Origin of the sequence: Actinopolyspora lacussalsi subsp. righensis, from assembly GCF_900116555.1 — a bacterium.
GTDB lineage: Bacteria > Actinomycetota > Actinomycetes > Mycobacteriales > Pseudonocardiaceae > Actinopolyspora > Actinopolyspora lacussalsi.
In genome coordinates this window covers 227,809-244,365 of the sequence record NZ_FPAT01000003.1, presented here as the reverse complement: position 1 = coordinate 244,365, position 16,557 = coordinate 227,809, and the positions used below count along the sequence as shown (strand labels likewise).

At 67.2% G+C, this 16,557-nt stretch carries 11 protein-coding genes and 1 tRNA gene; 9 read left to right on the top strand and 3 right to left on the bottom strand.

From position 1 onward, the window contains the following. Positions 1–109: 109 nt before the first annotated feature. On the top strand, positions 110–859 hold the full coding sequence (locus BM394_RS07245; RefSeq protein ID WP_217643396.1) for a GNAT family N-acetyltransferase: 750 nt from the start codon (positions 110–112) through the stop codon (positions 857–859). 99 nt (positions 860–958) lie between these two features. On the opposite strand, the gene BM394_RS07240 is transcribed toward BM394_RS07245, so the two are convergent. Beyond that, positions 959–1,459: a methylated-DNA--[protein]-cysteine S-methyltransferase gene (locus BM394_RS07240; protein ID WP_092975698.1), complete on the bottom strand. Its 501-nt coding sequence runs from the start codon at positions 1,457–1,459 to the stop codon at positions 959–961. 197 nt (positions 1,460–1,656) lie between these two features. Between BM394_RS07240 and BM394_RS07235 the strand changes: the two genes are divergently transcribed. Together BM394_RS07235 and BM394_RS07230 are read left to right on the top strand one after the other, a co-directional pair. After that, complete coding sequence (locus tag BM394_RS07235; protein ID WP_207227168.1) at positions 1,657–2,007, top strand: PadR family transcriptional regulator; 351 nt, start codon at positions 1,657–1,659, stop codon at positions 2,005–2,007. Then, entirely contained in the window at positions 2,004–3,056 is a 1,053-nt protein-coding gene (locus BM394_RS07230; protein ID WP_092975692.1) for a hypothetical protein, read from the top strand. Before BM394_RS07235 ends, BM394_RS07230 begins: the two co-directional genes overlap by 4 nt. A gap of 113 nt (positions 3,057–3,169) precedes the next feature. Here BM394_RS07230 and BM394_RS07225 read toward each other — a convergent pair whose 3' ends face one another. Together BM394_RS07225 and BM394_RS07220 are read right to left on the bottom strand one after the other, a co-directional pair. Continuing rightward, positions 3,170–3,571, bottom strand: coding sequence for a GNAT family N-acetyltransferase (locus BM394_RS07225; RefSeq protein ID WP_245780034.1), 402 nt, complete (start codon positions 3,569–3,571; stop codon positions 3,170–3,172). 731 nt (positions 3,572–4,302) lie between these two features. Next, positions 4,303–4,376 (bottom strand) — tRNA-Arg (locus BM394_RS07220). 420 nt (positions 4,377–4,796) lie between these two features. On the opposite strand from BM394_RS07220, the gene ssb reads away from it, so the two are divergent. From ssb to BM394_RS07190, 6 genes are all read left to right on the top strand, one after another. Further along, the gene (gene ssb, locus BM394_RS07215) at positions 4,797–5,366 is read left to right on the top strand and encodes a single-stranded DNA-binding protein (RefSeq protein WP_245780033.1); all 570 of its coding nucleotides are present in this window, start codon (positions 4,797–4,799) and stop codon (positions 5,364–5,366) included. Between the two features lie 253 nt (positions 5,367–5,619). Then, the gene (gene ettA, locus BM394_RS07210; protein ID WP_092975689.1) at positions 5,620–7,296 is read left to right on the top strand and encodes an energy-dependent translational throttle protein EttA; all 1,677 of its coding nucleotides are present in this window, start codon (positions 5,620–5,622) and stop codon (positions 7,294–7,296) included. A gap of 16 nt (positions 7,297–7,312) precedes the next feature. After that, positions 7,313–10,126 carry a hypothetical protein gene (locus BM394_RS07205; RefSeq protein WP_092975686.1) on the top strand — a complete coding sequence of 938 codons (2,814 nt, stop codon included), beginning with the start codon at positions 7,313–7,315 and terminating at the stop codon, positions 10,124–10,126. Positions 10,127–10,295: 169 nt separating this feature from the next. Further along, positions 10,296–15,287, top strand: coding sequence for an NAD-glutamate dehydrogenase (locus BM394_RS07200; RefSeq protein ID WP_092975683.1), 4,992 nt, complete (start codon positions 10,296–10,298; stop codon positions 15,285–15,287). A 191-nt stretch (positions 15,288–15,478) separates the two neighbouring features. Further along, positions 15,479–15,919, top strand: coding sequence for an acyl-CoA thioesterase (locus BM394_RS07195; RefSeq protein WP_092975680.1), 441 nt, complete (start codon positions 15,479–15,481; stop codon positions 15,917–15,919). Further along, positions 15,912–16,553: a DUF8185 domain-containing protein gene (locus BM394_RS07190; protein WP_092975677.1), complete on the top strand. Its 642-nt coding sequence runs from the start codon at positions 15,912–15,914 to the stop codon at positions 16,551–16,553. The genes BM394_RS07195 and BM394_RS07190 overlap by 8 nt, the downstream gene beginning before the upstream one ends. The last annotated feature ends 4 nt before the right edge of the window (positions 16,554–16,557 follow it).

Below are 16,557 nucleotides of genomic sequence, written 5' to 3'. Positions count from 1 at the left end.
GGTGTTTCTGAAGCCTACGGAGTTTCTGGAGTCTCCGGTCTTCCGGAGCTTCCGGCGTCTTTCGGACACGCTCGCACGGCGGCCGTGCGGCTCTGTCAGGATCGTCGGCATGACATCGTCCGCGGCGACGGTCCGCCACCTCACCGGAGCAGCCGAACTGCTCACCGTGGCCGGTGCCGACACCTACACCCGCATGACCGTGGCCGAGGAAACGGTCGGTTACGCGACCGATGATGCCGTCGCCTGGTTCACCCGCATTCCGTGGCAGCCCGGTTCGCTCTCGCTGCGCGGCCGACCGCGCGCGGCCCTCGAACTGCTCGTCGAACTCCGGAAGGCGGGACTGCTCGACTCGGTCGACTCCGTTCGGCTGCCGCTGCTGTCGGGCGAGGACGGCGACGAGCGGCTGTCCGTCTCCCGGCTGGAGGACTGGTACTTCCTCACGGCCGAAGTCGCGCCCGAGCGGCGGCACGGCGAGTCGGCGGTCGAGGTGCTGCCGAACGGCGAGAGCGAGCGGGTCGAGCGGTTGCTGCGGGAGGGACATCCGGCCACCGGGGCGAACCCTCGCGCCTCGGGCATTCGCCGGTGGTTCGGCATCCGCGACGGTGACCGGCTCGTCGCCTGCGGCGCCGATCGGAGTATCAACGGCGTCGGCTTCCTCGCCAAGATCACCGTCGATCCGGCCTACGGTGGTCGCGGCTTGGGAAGCGATCTGACCGCCGCGATGACCCGCGCACTGCTCGACGAGTTCGGCGAGGTCGCGCTGGGGGTGACCGTGGACAACGCTCGGGCGATCGACGTCTACGAGCGGCTGGGCTACCGCCGGGTCGCCGACGTCAGCTCGGTGCGGCTCCTCGGCTGAGGGATTCGGGAAAGCCCGCGAAGGCTTTGGTTTTATCGGGGCGGGCTGGTTCCCGGTCGGGTATCAGCTTCCCGACGGGATTCATCGGAAGAGTCCGCCTCAGAACAACCTGCCCGCCACTTCGGCGGGCGGTTCCTCCAGCCGCAGCAGAAAGCGCTTGCGGTCCAGCCCGCCGCCGAAGCCGGTCAGGCTGCCGTCGGCGCCGACCACGCGGTGGCAGGGCACGATCACCGCTATGGGATTGCGTCCGGTCGCGGTTCCCACGGCCCGGGACAGGCCCGGATTGCCGAGTTCGCGGGCCAGTTCGCCGTAGCTGCGCGTCTCGCCGTAGCCGATCTCGGCGATCAGCCGCCAGACCCGCTGTTCGAACTCGTCGCCGTGGAAAGCCAGCGGAAGGTCGAACCGGGTGCGTTCCCCCGCGAAGTACTCACACAGCTGCTGTTCCGTGTGCCGGAAGTCCCCATCGGCGCGGGGGCCGAGCGTCGTCGCCGGGTTCTTGTGCTCGCGGCCCTCGAAGTGCAGCCCGACCAGGTGCTCGTTCTCGGCCACGACGGTCAGCTCACCCACCGGTGAGTCGATCACCGTGTGTCTCGTGCTCATGTCGTGGTCCTCGAAACCTTATCCGCTGGTGCGTGCGCCACGAGTCTAAGCGCGGCGGGTGTGTCGGTTGTTCGTCGTTTCGTTCGACGTGTTTCTGGTCCGCGCTCCGCGAGCTCGCGTGCGGCTTCCTCCCTGCTCTCGGTGAATGCGGGGTTTCGCTGTTCGCTATATATCGGTTTACGATATATGATGTTCACATGACACGGCGAGCCATGTCCGAGCAGTCGTTCCTGGTGCTGACCGTGCTGGCCGATGGAGCCTTGCACGGCTACGGGATCGTGCGTGCGGTGAGCGAGCTCTCGCGGCAGCGGGTCGTGCTGCGGGTGGGCACCCTCTACGGGGTGCTCGACCGGTTGTGCGCCGACGGACTCGCGGAGCTCGACAGCGAGCGGGTCCACAACGGCCGGTTGCGTCGGTACTACCGCATCACCGACAACGGACTGACCACACTGGCCGGTGAGACCGCTCGTCGCTCCGAGGTCGTGCGGGCGGCCACCGAGCGGTTGCGGACCCGGGGACTGCTGCCGGAATCGGGTGGTACGGCATGACGCGACTGGAACAGCGCTACCGACGTCTGCTGCGGCTGCTGCCGAGCTGGTACCGCGCCGATCGCGAGGAGGAGATGGTGGACGTCTTCCTGCTCGCCGATGCGGCGAGGCACAGCGGAGGAGCGGACGACGAGCAGGACGACTGGGACGATGACGAGGACCTGCGTGGTGAGTACGGCTGGCCGGACTGGCGTGAGTTCCTCGCCGTGGCGGGGCTCGCGGTCCGAACCCGCTTCGGCGGGGTCGGAGCACCGAGCGCGGCTCGTGTGCGGGGCGACACCGTTCGCACCATCGCGCTGCTCGCGCTGCTCGTGCGCGCCGTGCTGGCAGTCGTCTCGGTGGGCAGCCTGGTGCACGTCCAGCTTCGGGGCGGCACGGCGTTCGCGGACCCCACCACGCTGCTGTTCCCGTCCAGTGGGTACATCTTCCTGAACCTGCTGCCGAACCTGGCGTGGGTGCCCGCGTATCTCTTGCTGGTGCTGGGGAAGCGCCGTGCGGGCATGCTCTGTTCGGGTGTCGCGCTGCTGCCTTCGCTGCTGTCGATGATTCCCACGGGCGACACCCCGGCCACGCCTCTCACCAGTGTGATCATGGGAGTCGGAATCTGGCTGCCCGTCGTGTGCGTGTTCCTCGGTTTCCACCGCGACGCGCCCGAGCCCGCGCGGAAACCGTGGTCGCTCGCGTTGCCGATAGGGGTTCTCGCCGCCTTGATTCTCGTACTGCTGGGATGGCTCGTTCCGCCCGTGGTGGTGGCGGGACCGCGGGTCTGTGGCCTGCTAGTGGTCGCCGTGTTCACTCTGGTCGTACGACTTCGTTCCCCCGGGCGTGTTCCGAACTCCTGGTCGGCCGCGCTGGCGCTGGTCGGTGCGCTGTTCCTGCTGGAACACGCGACGCTGTTCGTCGCCTTCGGGATTACGGAAGTGGTGCCGGTGCTCTCCGTGCTCGTGCCGTTGGCGGTACTCGGCCTGTGCTGCGGGGTCCTGGCTGTCACCGCCGCCCGCACACCATCCGGCGGTCGTGCGGATGAGGTCGGTGTGACCGAGTGCTGATCGACTCTCGGGGACAAACGTGGAGCGGGTGTGCTCGGGGCTCGGGACTGGTCCGAGCCACCGGCCCATATTGGAGCGACCGGCCGCCCACCGGAAAACCGGTTGCTCCCCGGCTACAGCCGTTCACCGGGCAACAGACTGAACAGCACGCTGTCGCGGCGGCTGCCCCGAAAGGGGAGGTGCGAGCGCAGCACCCCCTCGTGTGTGAAGCCGCACCGCTCGGCCACCCGCTGGGAGGCGATGTTGTCCGGACCACAGGTCAGTTCCAAGCGTTCCAACTCCAGGTGGTCGAATACCCAACCCACCAACAGGTTCAGCGTCCGCGTGGCCAGGCCGTGCCCCCGCGCATGGGGCGCGAGCCAGGAACCGGCCGCCGCGCGCCCCTGGTCGAGGGCGACTTCGTAGACCGAGGCGCCTCCCAGGACGAGTTCGTGGTCGGTGGCCTCGACCACGGCGAAGTTGACCGCCTCCCCGCGGAGCCGCATTTCCTCGTACCCGGTCAGGTTCTGCCGCACGTGTGCGATCGAACGGCTCCACCAGCGGCCAGGAGAAGTGCAGGCACAACGGGTCGGAGAAGCCGTCGAACCACTGCCGCGCGTCGGAGGTGCTCCAGGATCGCAATGCCACGGCGTCGTCGGAGAGCGGAGGGTCCGGGAACAGTAACGCTGACACGCCCACACGATAGGGCACCTTCCATGGGTGGTCACACGAGTTTTCGGCCAATAGTGCGGGATCGACTAACCCGACAGCCACGATCACTGGGTGCTGTAACCACGAAAACGCTCCGTCCTTCGGGCTCTCTGCCGGAGGTCGAGGCGTCTTTCGTGTGCTGTCAACGTTGTGCAGCGGGCCGAATTCTGTCGCACTCGCGAACTGTGTTGCTTCGCTTCACACGAGATGTGCTTGTTGACATCGAACTGAGTGCGATCACGCGGGGGCTTGTCGAATGGGGGACGGTAATCGGCATCGGACATGGCGCAGCCGTGATGGGAGGCCTCGCCGGCAACGGCCCCGGTCCGGGCGATTCGAGGCGCTCGGCCACACCACGATCACGATGGCCCAGCGATCAACTCACGTGGGTGTTACCCCTCGGTGCAACATTGGTGCACTGAGCTGAGCGGGATGCGAGTCCGGTGGGAACTCGCACCACGAAAGTCCCACATCTGCCACGCACGGCAGATCAGCACGACCAAGCTACGCCGAGGATTCGGTTCCCCGTTGCAGGTCAACCGGCTGGTTCGCTAGGCGCCCCCGGCAGGATTCGAACCTGCGACCTAGAGATTAGAAGTCTCTTGCTCTATCCGTCTGAGCTACGAGGGCTCGAGCGACACCGAGCGCGCGCTCACGGCGCGTGTCGTGTCGCGCCAAGCAGACTAACGGTTCCCCTTGCTTTACGAAGAACCCACACGGGAGCTGTTGCCGAGACGGTATCGAATGGCAAGCCGATCATAATCCCGAGTGGTTGATCCCAGTTGTCTGAATCTTGTTCGTTTTCCTGCCGCGGGTAGCTTGGTAGCGACCTGCGCAGCGACAACGACCCATCACGGACATCGTAGTCGCGCTTCGCGTACGACTCTATCCGCTGCGCTTACGCGAAATCGAGTCGTTATCTCATGACGTCTGCCTGCTTCGATTCTCGCTCGTTCGGGTGGAGTCGCGCGATGTTGTCGGCCACCACCGCAGGGAACCTTCTCGCGAATTGTCCACATGGTTACCGTTTTTACACATATTGTAATTGTCTTGTCGCTCAGTGTGTTCGTTCTCGTGCAGGGTGAGTACAGCGCCGCACGGCGCCATCGAACCGAGACGAGACCACTCGAAGTGGTGGAAGGGCAGGAACTCATGTATGAAACCGCTGTCACTCTTGTCGGTGAAGTTCTCAGTGCCCCGAAGACCCGCGAGACCAGACACGGCAATCGTGTGGCGAGTTTCCGCATGGTCAGCATCGCCCGTCGCTTCGACCGCGCGAACCAGCGCTGGGTCGACGGTGATCGGGTACACGCCACGGTCCACTGCTGGAAGCAGCTCGCCCAAGGGGTGGTTCAGGCCCTGGAGAAGGGCGATTCGGTACTCGTGACCGGAAGACTGCGCACCAAGGAGTACGAAACCGACGGGCAGCGTCGAACCACCGCGGAGGTCGAAGCCGGTGCGGTGGGGCTCGACGTGCTGCACGACTCCCGCACCGCGGCGGATGACACCGACGGGGAAACCGCCGGGGCCGGCGCGGCTTCCGCTCGTGACTGCTTCCGGGCCGCACCACCCTGTCCACGAACCGCCGAGGACACCTCCACGCAGGCGATCGGCGCCTGACGGCACAGCGGGTAACGACGCTACGGTCCGCCGGGCGGCTGCGATCCGGTTTCCGCGCCGCCCGGCGCCGTGCCACGATCACGTCCGTTGCCGGTTCGCCGGTGCGCAAGACATGTTCCCGCGCGATGGAAGCGAAACTCCCGACCGCGCCGGTGGGGGCGCGGTAGCCACGCGCCGCGGGCTCGTCACGGGAGGTGCACACCGTGCGGATGCAGTGCGGACCACGCGCTCCCGCACATCTACGATCGGAGGCATGGCCGAGTTCATCTACACCATGAAGAATGTGCGCAAAACGCACGGGGACAAGATGATACTGGAGAACGCGACTATCCAGTTCTACCCCGGTGCCAAGATCGGTGTGGTGGGGCCGAACGGGGCCGGGAAGTCGAGCGTGCTGCGCATCATGGCCGGACTCGACCACCCGAACAACGGTGAGGCCTTCCTTTCCCCCGGTTACACGGTGGGCATCCTGCAGCAGGAGCCCCCGCTGAACGAGGAGAAAACCGTACTCGGCAACGTCGAGGAGGGCGTTGGCGAGATCAAGGAGAAGCTGGACCGCTTCAACGCCATCGCCGAGCAGCTCGCCACCGATTACACCGACGAGCTCATGGCCGAGATGGGCAAGCTCCAGGAGGAGCTCGACCACGCCGAGGCATGGGAGTTGGACTCGCAACTGGAGCAGGCGATGGACGCCCTGCGCTGCCCACCTCCCGAAGCCGAGGTTCGTTACCTCTCCGGCGGTGAGCGTCGCAGGGTCGCGCTGTGCAAACTGCTGCTGAGCAGGCCCGACCTGTTGCTGCTGGACGAGCCCACCAACCACCTGGACGCCGAGAGCGTGAATTGGCTGGAGCAGTTCCTGTCCAACTACTCCGGCGCCGTGCTGGCCGTGACCCACGACCGCTACTTCCTGGACAACGTGGCCGGCTGGATCCTCGAACTCGATCGCGGCAATACGTACCCGTACGAGGGCAACTACTCGACCTATCTGCAGAAGAAGTCCGAGCGGTTGGCCGTGCAGGGCAAGCGGGACGCCAAGCTGCAGAAGCGCCTCAAGGACGAGCTGGAGTGGGTGCGTTCCAACACCAAGGCGCGACAGAAGAAGTCGCGTTCGCGGCTGGATCGCTACGAGGAGATGGCGGCCGAGGCCGAGAAGACCAAGAAGATGGATTTCGAGGAGATCCAGATTCCGCCGGGGCCGCGCCTGGGCAATCTCGTGGTCGAGGCCAACGAGATGAGCAAGGGCTTCGAGGGCAATCTGCTCATCGACAGGCTCTCGTTCACGTTGCCGCCCAACGGCATCGTGGGAGTCATCGGCCCCAACGGTGTCGGTAAGACGACCCTGTTCAAGACCATCGTCGGGCTCGAGGAGCCGGACAGCGGTCAGGTGCGGGTCGGCGACACGGTCAAGCTCAGCTATGTGGACCAGAACCGCTCCGGTATCGACCCCAACAAGAACGTCTGGGAAGTCGTCTCGGACGGGTTGGACCACATCCAGGTCGGCCAGGTCGAGATGCCTTCGCGCGCCTACGTGAGTGCCTTCGGTTTCAAGGGCGCCGACCAGCAGAAACCGGCCGGGGTGCTCTCCGGTGGTGAGCGCAACCGGTTGAATCTCGCGTTGACGCTCAAGCAGGGTGGGAACACGCTGCTGCTGGACGAGCCCACCAACGACCTGGACGTGGAGACGTTGTCCTCATTGGAGAACGCGCTGCAGGAATTCCCCGGCTGTGCCGTGGTGATTTCCCACGACAGGTGGTTCCTCGACCGGGTGGCCACCCACATCCTCGCTTGGGAGGGTGATGAAGAGAATCCGGCCAAGTGGTTCTGGTTCGAAGGTAACTTCGAGGGGTACGAGAACAACAAGATCGACCGGTTGGGCGCCGAGGCCGCACGTCCGCACCGGGTTACCCATCGGAAACTGACCCGCGGCTGAGGATCGGAGAGTCGACTTGGCGAGGGAGCGCGGTTCGCGGATAAGCAGCCCCGGCCACGAACTACTGGAATCCGCTCGGCAACTGTGCTGGCGGGTTCCGGAGCTGGCACTGTTGTTCGCCAACCGCGCGACTGCCACTTCCCGACAGGCCGGTGACACCGAACAGCGACTCCGGGCGGAGGCGATCGCGCTTTTCGCCGAGAACCGCTTGGGACGTTCGGTCACCGCCACCGAACGCGCGCTCGGGGCCTTTCGGGACGCCGAGCGCGCGGGCTCGGCGGAACCGCTCGGCGATCTGCGGGTCGAACTGGCTTGCTGCGCCCGTGGCAGCGGCAGTCCCGATGTCGCGTTGCGTGTGCTGCATCCGTTGCTGGAGCTGGAGCGTGTTCCGGCGCGGCTGCGCGCGCACGCACTGGTCGAGCTGTGTGGTGCGCTGCCGATGCACCGTCGCGCGGCGGAGCGTGTCGAGGCGCTGGACGAGGCCGACCGGCTCTACGCCGCCGAGTCGACCGAGGACCAGGACACCACGCGGTTGCTCCGTGCCAGGGTGGCGGGTGCGCGGGCGGCCCACTATCGCGGTAACGGTGAGTTCGCGCTCGCGATCGAGTCCGCCGCGGCGGGCCTCGACTTCCTGGAACGTCTCGGTGACCCGGCCGCCGACAGTGGGGAGGTCCGTGCCGGGCTGGTGCTCGAACAGGCGCAGTCGCTGCTGGATCTGGGCAAGCAGGCCGAGGCGTTGCGGTGTGCGTCCGAGATCGTGCGGCAGCCGCTCCGGGCCGCCGCCGCGGCCCCGGTCGGTTGGCTGCGACTCGCGGTGGCGACCAGGGTGTACGTGCCCTCGGGGCAGCATTCGGCCGCGTTCGAGTCGTTGCGAGAGGCCCTCGACGGTGGGCGCAGGCACGAGCTGTTCGATCTGCAGGCCGCGGTACTGAATACGTTGTCCGCGTTGCACGAGAAGTCCTCCGACCTTCCCGAGGCGTTGCGTTGCGTTCGCGATGCCTACTCGGCCGACCATCACTGGCGCAGAACCGTCGAACGGGCCAGGCTGCGCCTGCTGGAGGAGTTCCCTGCGCCGAACTCCGCGATCCCGCGGCAGCAGTCCGAACACGGTGGGCAGGACTACGGCCGGGACGATTACGACCGGCACGACCGGCACGATTACGACCGGCACGGTCACACCGTCGAACATCCGCCACGGGGTCCGTTGAGTCCCACGGCGGGCGACACGGCGCCCGTGACGGAGGACCCGGACACCCGGCAACAGGCTCGGCGGTTGATGAACACCCTGCTGTCGGGTGGGGCACCGAGTACTCGGGACTCCGCGACCGTGCCGCACCAGCACGAGGGCACCGAGACCGGTGATCGCCGTTCTTCCGGCGAGGGGGACGACACTGCCGCGCACCGTTCCGATGTCGCCCTCGGCGAGGTCGTCACGGCGGGTGGAACCGCCCCGGGCAGGCGGCATCGGGCGCCGGACGGAGCCGAGGAGCACGGCGCAACCGATCCGCATCCGCACACCCCTGCCGGGTCTGTTGCGCCTGCCGACACCGGCGTCTCGGCCGATCCCGCACCGCCGGGTGTGTTCGAGCCGTCGGGAGCGGTGAGCGACACCGCCCGGCAGGGTGAGCCGGATGCTCACCGCCCACCTCGTGAACACGGCGGACGGGAGGACATCGACTTTCCCACCGAGAACCCGACTGAAACCGGGTTCGACAGGACCGCCACGGAGTCGGGCACCGGTCCTGGAGTCGGCTCGGGAAGCGGTTTCCCGTCGTCCTCCCGCGACGAGGACGTGACCGCGATAATGCCGGTCGTGCCGAGTTTTCCGGACTCGGAGCCCCCGGGGGAGGACGTCGGTGAGCACGCGGTCGGGGACAAGGCTTGGCCCATGTCCGACCCGCAACCGGGTGGCACGACCGAATCGGTCGAGCCCCACCTTCCCCGTGCCGCTGATTCCTCGTCGGGCCCCGGCTCCGAGCCGCTTCACGAGCACGCCACGACCGGTCCCTCCGAGTCAGCCCCGCCCGAGTCAGCCCCGCCCGAGTCAGGCACCACAGGGGGCAGGCGACGAGCGGAACCGGCCGAAACCGAGGAACCACCGGCGCGGCGGTCGCACGGTCGTTCGCTGGACGAGATCCGGGCCGCGCTCGAAGCGGAGGGCAGGGGCACGCCCCGCCAGCGTCGGAGTCGTTCCGCGGGCGCCGCCGAAGTCACCGGGGAGACCGGGAACGGCCCGGAGTCCGCGACCACCGCCCGGTCCGGAGGACGCCGTCGCCGTGCGGAACCACCGGAACCGGCCGCGTCCGGGGAACCGGCCGAATCGACGGCACCGGCCGGCAGCGGCGGCTCGGAAACTTCCCCCGAGCGGGGCGCTGATTCCGAGGACACCTCGCGGGATACGAGTTCCCACCCCCCGGTCCCGGAGCACCTGCTGGAGCAGAGCAGAGAGTTGATCAGGGACTTCTCCGGGATGGACGTTTCCGACAGCACCGAGTCCGGTGCGGGGCAGGCGGGACTGGCCGATCTGCTCGCGGAAGCGCTGGTGGCCTACCGCAACGGCAACCGGGCCGACGACGACACCGCCAGTGCCGGGCAGTCCGCCACGGCGAGGGCACCGCAGACCCCTCCCGAAGCTCCGGAGGCCCCTTCCGGCGCGAATTCCACGGCCGCGCGACGCTCTCGGCGTTCCGGTGATCCCGAGATGAGTGTCGAGGACGAGCCGACGGCCCGTACGGGAACGGATGACACCGCGTTCCGAGGACGTAGACGACACGCGGCGGGAGAGACCGAGCCCGGCGAGTCGTACAGCTGGACTCCTCGGATCCGTTGATCGAGCTCGTCCGTCGTGTTCACGTGTGGTGGTTTCGACGTGGGTGGGATGAGTCCCTGAAATCCGGTTCCACTTGATCTGTTCAGCCCGTCACCGATCACGCCGTCGAGCACTCTAGGGTGGTCTTGTTGGCACAACGAGGTGCCGCTAGTTGTGGAGCTGCGTGACGATGACCTCTGAATCCGGACAGTTGAGTACCGAGCACACCGTGCCGAACGGAGAGCGGACACCGCGGACGTCCGACCCGGGTGCGGTAGGTCCCGAGTATCTGACGAGCCTGGTGGAGCGAGCCGTGCGAACGGCCCCGGAACTGGCCCACCTGCTACGTACTTACTACCGCCACGTCCCGGCCGAGGAAGTCGTGAGCGAGGAGCCGGACGATCTCGCCGGTGCGCTGCACTCGCACTACGAGCTAGCCGCGCACCGTGCGCCCGGCCGTGCCATGGTGCGGATATTCAACCCGACCCGCGCCGTCGAGGGCTGGTACAGCCCCGCCTCGGTGGTCCAGCTCGTCACCGACGACATGCCCTATCTGGTCGATTCGGTGATCGCCGAGTTGTCGCGCGCCGGTGCGCAGGTGCAACGCGTGGTTCATCCCATCGTGGTGGTGCGCAGGGACGTCACCGGTGAACTGCGTGAGGTGTTGCCCGGCGCGGACCCCTCGAACCCGCCCGACGACGCCCTGGCCGAGTCGTGGATGTTCCTCGAGATCGACAGACTGGCCGACCCGGATCGGATAACCGAGCTGGAGAACGGCCTGTTGCGGGTGTTGACCGACGTGCGCGAGGTCGTCGAGGACACCGACCGCATGCACGAGACCGCCCGCGAGCTCGCGGACTCGCTGGAGCGGGACGGTTCCCAACCTGCCGTGGAACAGGCCACCGATGCCGCCGCCCTGCTGCGCTGGTTGACCGAAGGGCATTTCACCTTCCTGGGGTACCGCCACGACGAGGTGGTGCGCGACGAGGACTCCGACGGGCCGACACTGCGACCGGCGCTCGCGTCCGGTCTCGGTGTGTTGCGGTCCGACAACGGTGTGGTCCGGACCCTGTCCGCCGCTCCGGACACACTCGTCGAGTCCCCGAACGACGAGTTGCTGGTGCTTACCCAGGCGAACGCGAACTCATCCGTGCATCGTGCCGGGCATCCGTTCTACGTGGGTGTCAAAACCTTCGACTCCGACGGCGGGATGTCCGGTGAGCACCGTTTCATCGGTCTGTTCACCACCACCGCATTGCACGAGAACGTACTGGAAATACCGGTTATAGCCCGCCGGGCCCGTGAAGTGATCCATCGTGCGGGTTTTCCGTTGGAGTCCTACTCCGGGCAGCGCATGCTCGAGGAGATCCAGAGCTATCCGCGTACGGAGTTGTTCGCCACCGGCTCCGACACACTGCTGGAGATCATCACCGGGGTGCTCGCACTCGCGGAACGCCGCAAGCTCAAGCCCTTCCTGCGGCGCGATCCCTACGGTCGGTTCTTCTCGTGCCTGGTTTACCTGCCGCGTGACCGATACACGACCCGCTCCCGACTGGCGATGCAGGAAGTGCTGCTGGCGGAGCTGGGAGGAACGGGTCTGGAGTACAGCACCCGGGTGGGTGAGTCCGCGCTGGCCCGAGTGCATTTCGTGGTGCACACCGAACCGGGAAGCAGGCTCGACCCCGATGTCAATCGGGTGCAGCGTCGGCTCAGCGAAGCCATCCGCACCTGGGACGACGACATGGTCGAACAGGTCGAGTCGGAACGCACGGGGGACCGCACGGAGGCGCGTCGGGACGGTCGTCTCGTCTCGTTCGGCTCCGAGGCCATCAGCGAGGTCGGGCTGCGCTACGCGGCGGCCTTCCCCGAGGCGTACAAGGAGGACTTCGAGGCCTCCGACGGTCTGGTCGATCTGCGCAGGCTGGAGACGCTCTCCAGCCCCGGTGACCTCGCGATGTCGTTCTACACGCCACGTGACGCCGGGCCGGGCGACCGTCGTTTCAAGATGTTCCTCACCGAGCGGGTGACGTTGTCCAGGGTGCTTCCGGTGCTGCAGAGCATGGGGGTGGAGGTCGTCGACGAACGGCCCTACGAGATCTCCCCGGACGACGACACCGTCCGCTGGATCTTCGACTTCGGACTGCGTCCCGGGCGGGGGGTGTTCGATCCGTCCGACGGCGAACGGATCGACACACTCCGGGAGCGGTTCGAGGAGGCATTCCGTGCCGCCTGGCAGAACGACGCCGAGGTCGACAGGTTCAACTCACTGGTGCTGCGGGCCGGGCTCACCTGGCGGCAGACCGCGGTGCTGCGTGCCTACGCCAAGTATCTGCGACAGGTCGGAGTGGCCTACAGCCAGGACTACATCGAGGACGCGCTGATCACGCACGAGTCGATCACCGTGCGACTGATCAGGCTGTTCGAGACGCGCTTCGATCCGGGTATCGCGGAGACGCTGCGGTTCTCCAGGGAACAGGAACTGGTCGACGCCGCCGAACGAGCCGTCGACGAGGTCACCAGCCTGGACGCCGATCGCATCCTGCGTGCCTACCTCGGACTGATCCGGGCCACGCTGCGCACCAATTACTTCGTCGAGGACGAGCGGTCCCGGTCCCGTTCCTTCCTGTCGTTCAAACTGGAACCGCAGGAGATTCCCGGCCTGCCCGAGCCGCGGCCGCAGTACGAGATCTTCGTGTACTCCCCCCGCTTCGAAGGAGTGCACCTCAGGTTCGGCTCGGTGGCGCGTGGTGGACTTCGCTGGTCCGACCGTCGCGAGGACTTCCGCACCGAGATCCTGGGACTGGCCAAGGCGCAGGCGGTCAAGAACGCGGTGATCGTGCCGGTGGGGGCCAAGGGCGGGTTCGTCCTGAAGCGCCAGCCCGCATCGACCGGAGACCCCGCGGCCGACCGGGAAGCGGTCCGTGACGAGGGGGTCGCGTGCTACCGCATGTTCATCTCCGGCATGCTCGATCTGACCGACAACCTGGTCAACGGGCAGGTGGTCGGCCCGGCCCGCGTGGTCCGACACGACGCCGAGGACACCTACCTGGTGGTCGCGGCCGACAAGGGGACCGCGACGTTCTCCGACATCGCCAACGAGGTCGCCGAGTCCTACGGCTTCTGGTTGGGCGACGCCTTCGCCTCCGGCGGGTCGGTCGGTTACGACCACAAGGCCATGGGCATCACGGCCAAGGGAGCCTGGGAGAGCGTCAAACGGCATTTCCGTGAACTCGGCACCGACACGCAGCGCGAGGAGTTCAGCGTCGTCGGAGTCGGCGACATGGGTGGTGACGTTTTCGGCAACGGGATGCTGCTTTCCGAGCACATCCGCTTGGTGGCCGCCTTCAACCACATGCACGTCTTCATCGACCCGACTCCGGACCCCGCCGCATCGTTCGCCGAGCGCTCCCGGCTGTTCGCCATGTCACGCTCCACATGGGACGACTACGATCGCGACGTGATCAGCGAGGGCGGCGGTGTCTGGCCGCGTTCCGCCAAGTCGATCCCGCTCAACCCCGAGATCCGCGCCGCGCTCGGGATCGACGACGACGTCGCCCGGTTGGCGCCGGCCGAACTGATCAGAGCGATCCTGCGGGCGCCCGTGGACCTGCTGTGGAACGGTGGCATCGGTACCTACGTCAAGGCCAGCACCGAGACCCACGGCGAGGTGGGGGACAAGGCCAATGATCCGGTGCGGGTGGACGGTGCCGACCTGCGGGCCCGCGTGGTCGGTGAGGGCGGCAACCTCGGGATGACCCAACTCGGGCGTATCGAGTTCGCCCGCGACGGTGGCAAGGTCAACACCGACGCGCTGGACAACTCGGCGGGCGTCGACTGCTCGGACCACGAGGTCAACATCAAGGTGCTGCTGGACCAGCTGGTCGCCGACGGGCGGCTGGATCGGGACCGACGCAACCAGTTGTTGCGGGAGATGACCGAGGAGGTCTCCGAGCTGGTGCTGGCGGACAACTATCGCCAGAACGCCGTGCTCGGCACTTCCCGCTCGCACGCGGCGCCGATGCTGTCGGTGCACGCCAGGCAGGTCGCCGAACTGGAGAAGCGCACCGGACTGGACCGTGAACTGGAGGCGTTGCCGACCCCGGCGCAGTTCCGGGAGCTCGAGAAGGCAGACGACGGTCTCACCTCGCCGGAGCTGGCGACCCTGATGGGACACGTCAAACTCGCGCTGAAGCAGGACGTGCTGGCCAGCGACCTGCCCGACACGGAAGCCTTCGCCTCGCGGTTGCCCGAGTACTTCCCGCGTCCGCTGCGCGGGCAGTACGGCCAGGCGGTGCGCCAGCACCCGCTGCACCGTGAGATCACCACGACCCTGCTGGTCAACGAAGTGGTCGACGGTGCGGGCATTTCCTACGCGTACCGCCTGTCGGAGGAGATGAGCGCCGACACCACCGACGCGGTACGTGCCTTCGAAGTGGTGACCGGCGTTTACGATCTCCCCGCGCTGTGGGAGGAGATCGAACAGCTGCACGGCACGGTTCCCATCGATGTCGTCGACTCCATGGTTCTGGAGACCCGTCGCCTGCTGGACCGGGCCTCCAGGTGGCTGCTCTCCAACCGTCCGCAGCCGTTGGCCATCGGCGCCGAGATACATCGCTTCCGTCCCGTGGTGACCCGGTTGGCCGAGTCGGTGTGGGAGATGTTGCACGGGCGGGCCGCGGCCAACGCCGCGACCGAGACCGACCGACTCGTGAATCGGGGCGTGCCGAAGCGGACCGCACGGCGTGTCAGCACCTTGCTGGACACGTTCGCACTGCTGGACATCACCGAGATAGCGGAGTTGGCGGAGCGGGACGCGGGCATCGTGGCCGAACGCAGTCCCCGCGAGAGCGCGGAGCTCTACTACGCGCTGTGGGAGTACCTCGACATGGAGCGGATGCTGGTGTCGGTCGCCGAGCTGGAGCGTGGCAACCGGTGGCACGCGCTGGCGCGGCTGGCGCTGCGTGACGACCTGTACGCCTCGCTGCGCGCCATCGCGGTGGATGTGCTGCGTAGCAGCGATCCGGAGGAGCACCCCGAGAACAAGATCGCCCAGTGGGAGTCGGCCAACGCCTCCCGCATCGGACGGGCCAGGGCCTCGTTGGAGGAGATCAGGCATTCGGGGCGTCAGGACCTGGCGACGCTGTCCGTGGCGGCCAGGCAGCTGCGCAGCATGGTGCGTTGAGGGCTTTCCCCTCGGGTCGGTTCGTTCACCCGCCGACCGGCCCGAGGGGCCTCCCGCTCTGCCCGGCAGGCGGTGGGCCGTTCGTCGGATCCGGTTCCGTACCGTGGCCGCGTACGGTGTAACCGGGGGACCCGGCAGCGCGGTCGTTGTCCGGCCCCTGTTGTTCGGCTGTGCGCTAAGGAAGGCAAAAGGTGGGAGCCTACGTCACCGAAGTGCCCCTGCGGTGGTCCGATATGGACGCTTTCGGGCACGTGAACCATGCCAGAACCGTGACGCTGCTCGAGGAGGCCCGTGCGGGGCTGCTCTTCAACGAAGCGGAACGGCGGGGCCACGGCGGCATGGCGGAGGGAATGGTGGTGGCCCGGTTATCGGTCGACTACCGCTCTCCGGTGGAATACCGCATGGGAGCCGTGCAGGTGCGCATGTCGGTGCGCGAGTTGCGCACGGCCTCGTTCGTGGTCGACTACGCTGTCGCCGCGGGTGGTGACGATTCGGTGGCCACTGCCGAGACCATGATGGTTCCCTACGATCTGCGAGCCGGACGTCCGCGTCGCCTCACCGAGGGTGAGCGTTCGTTCCTCGCGGAGTGGGTACTCGATCCGCTCGTGAACGAGGAGCAGCGAATTGCCTGAACTGCGAATGCCCGGTTCGGTCGAACGTGACGACCTGAGCGCGTTCGTGGCCCGTGCCGTGCGGCTGGACGGTCAGGCGGTCGTGCGGTTGCGGAACAGGTCCGACGCCGAACGGATCGACGTCTGGTCGGCCACCCCGTTCGACGCGCTGTGCACTCGTTCGGTGGGTGGTGAGGTCGAACCCGCCGACGTGAGCGTCTCGGGCAACGAGTTGTTGGCCGCCTTGACGGTTTCCAACGGGCCGGTGATGGATCCCGGCCCGGAGCGGGACCTGCTGTGGCGCTCCGAGCTGCCTCCTCCGGAGGGGTGGCGGCACGTGGACGACCTACCGGCCAGGGTGGTCGGTGAGGTCGCCGAGCAGGGGGTCGGTGTCGCCAGGCAGAACGTGGGGCCGAAGGGCACCCCGCCCGCTTCGCTGATGGATCAGGAAGTGTTCACCGTCAGCGGTTCGGGGCTGCAGGTCAAAGTTCCGTTGCGCTGCTTGTTCGTGCTGACCGGGATGGGTTTTCTGGCCAGTGATCCTCCGGAGGAGGAGATCGTACGAGTCAGCGCCACCGAGACGTGGCTTCGCATCGACTCCCGGTTCGGGGCCGTGGTTCGACGGCGGTACGCTCTGCTGCCCTTGCTGACCTGATTGA

What these genes read in the sequence shown, in the direction of transcription:
- BM394_RS07245 (WP_217643396.1), top strand. Translation starts at nt 110, where the DNA reads ATGACATCGTCCGCGGCGACGGTCCGCCACCTCACCGGAGCAGCCGAA.
- ettA (WP_092975689.1), top strand. Translation starts at nt 5,620, where the DNA reads ATGGCCGAGTTCATCTACACCATGAAGAATGTGCGCAAAACGCACGGG.
- BM394_RS07230 (WP_092975692.1), top strand. Translation starts at nt 2,004, where the DNA reads ATGACGCGACTGGAACAGCGCTACCGACGTCTGCTGCGGCTGCTGCCG.
- BM394_RS07235 (WP_207227168.1), top strand. Translation starts at nt 1,657, where the DNA reads ATGACACGGCGAGCCATGTCCGAGCAGTCGTTCCTGGTGCTGACCGTG.
- BM394_RS07200 (WP_092975683.1), top strand. Translation starts at nt 10,296, where the DNA reads ATGACCTCTGAATCCGGACAGTTGAGTACCGAGCACACCGTGCCGAAC.
- BM394_RS07240 (WP_092975698.1), bottom strand. Translation starts at nt 1,459, where the DNA reads ATGAGCACGAGACACACGGTGATCGACTCACCGGTGGGTGAGCTGACC.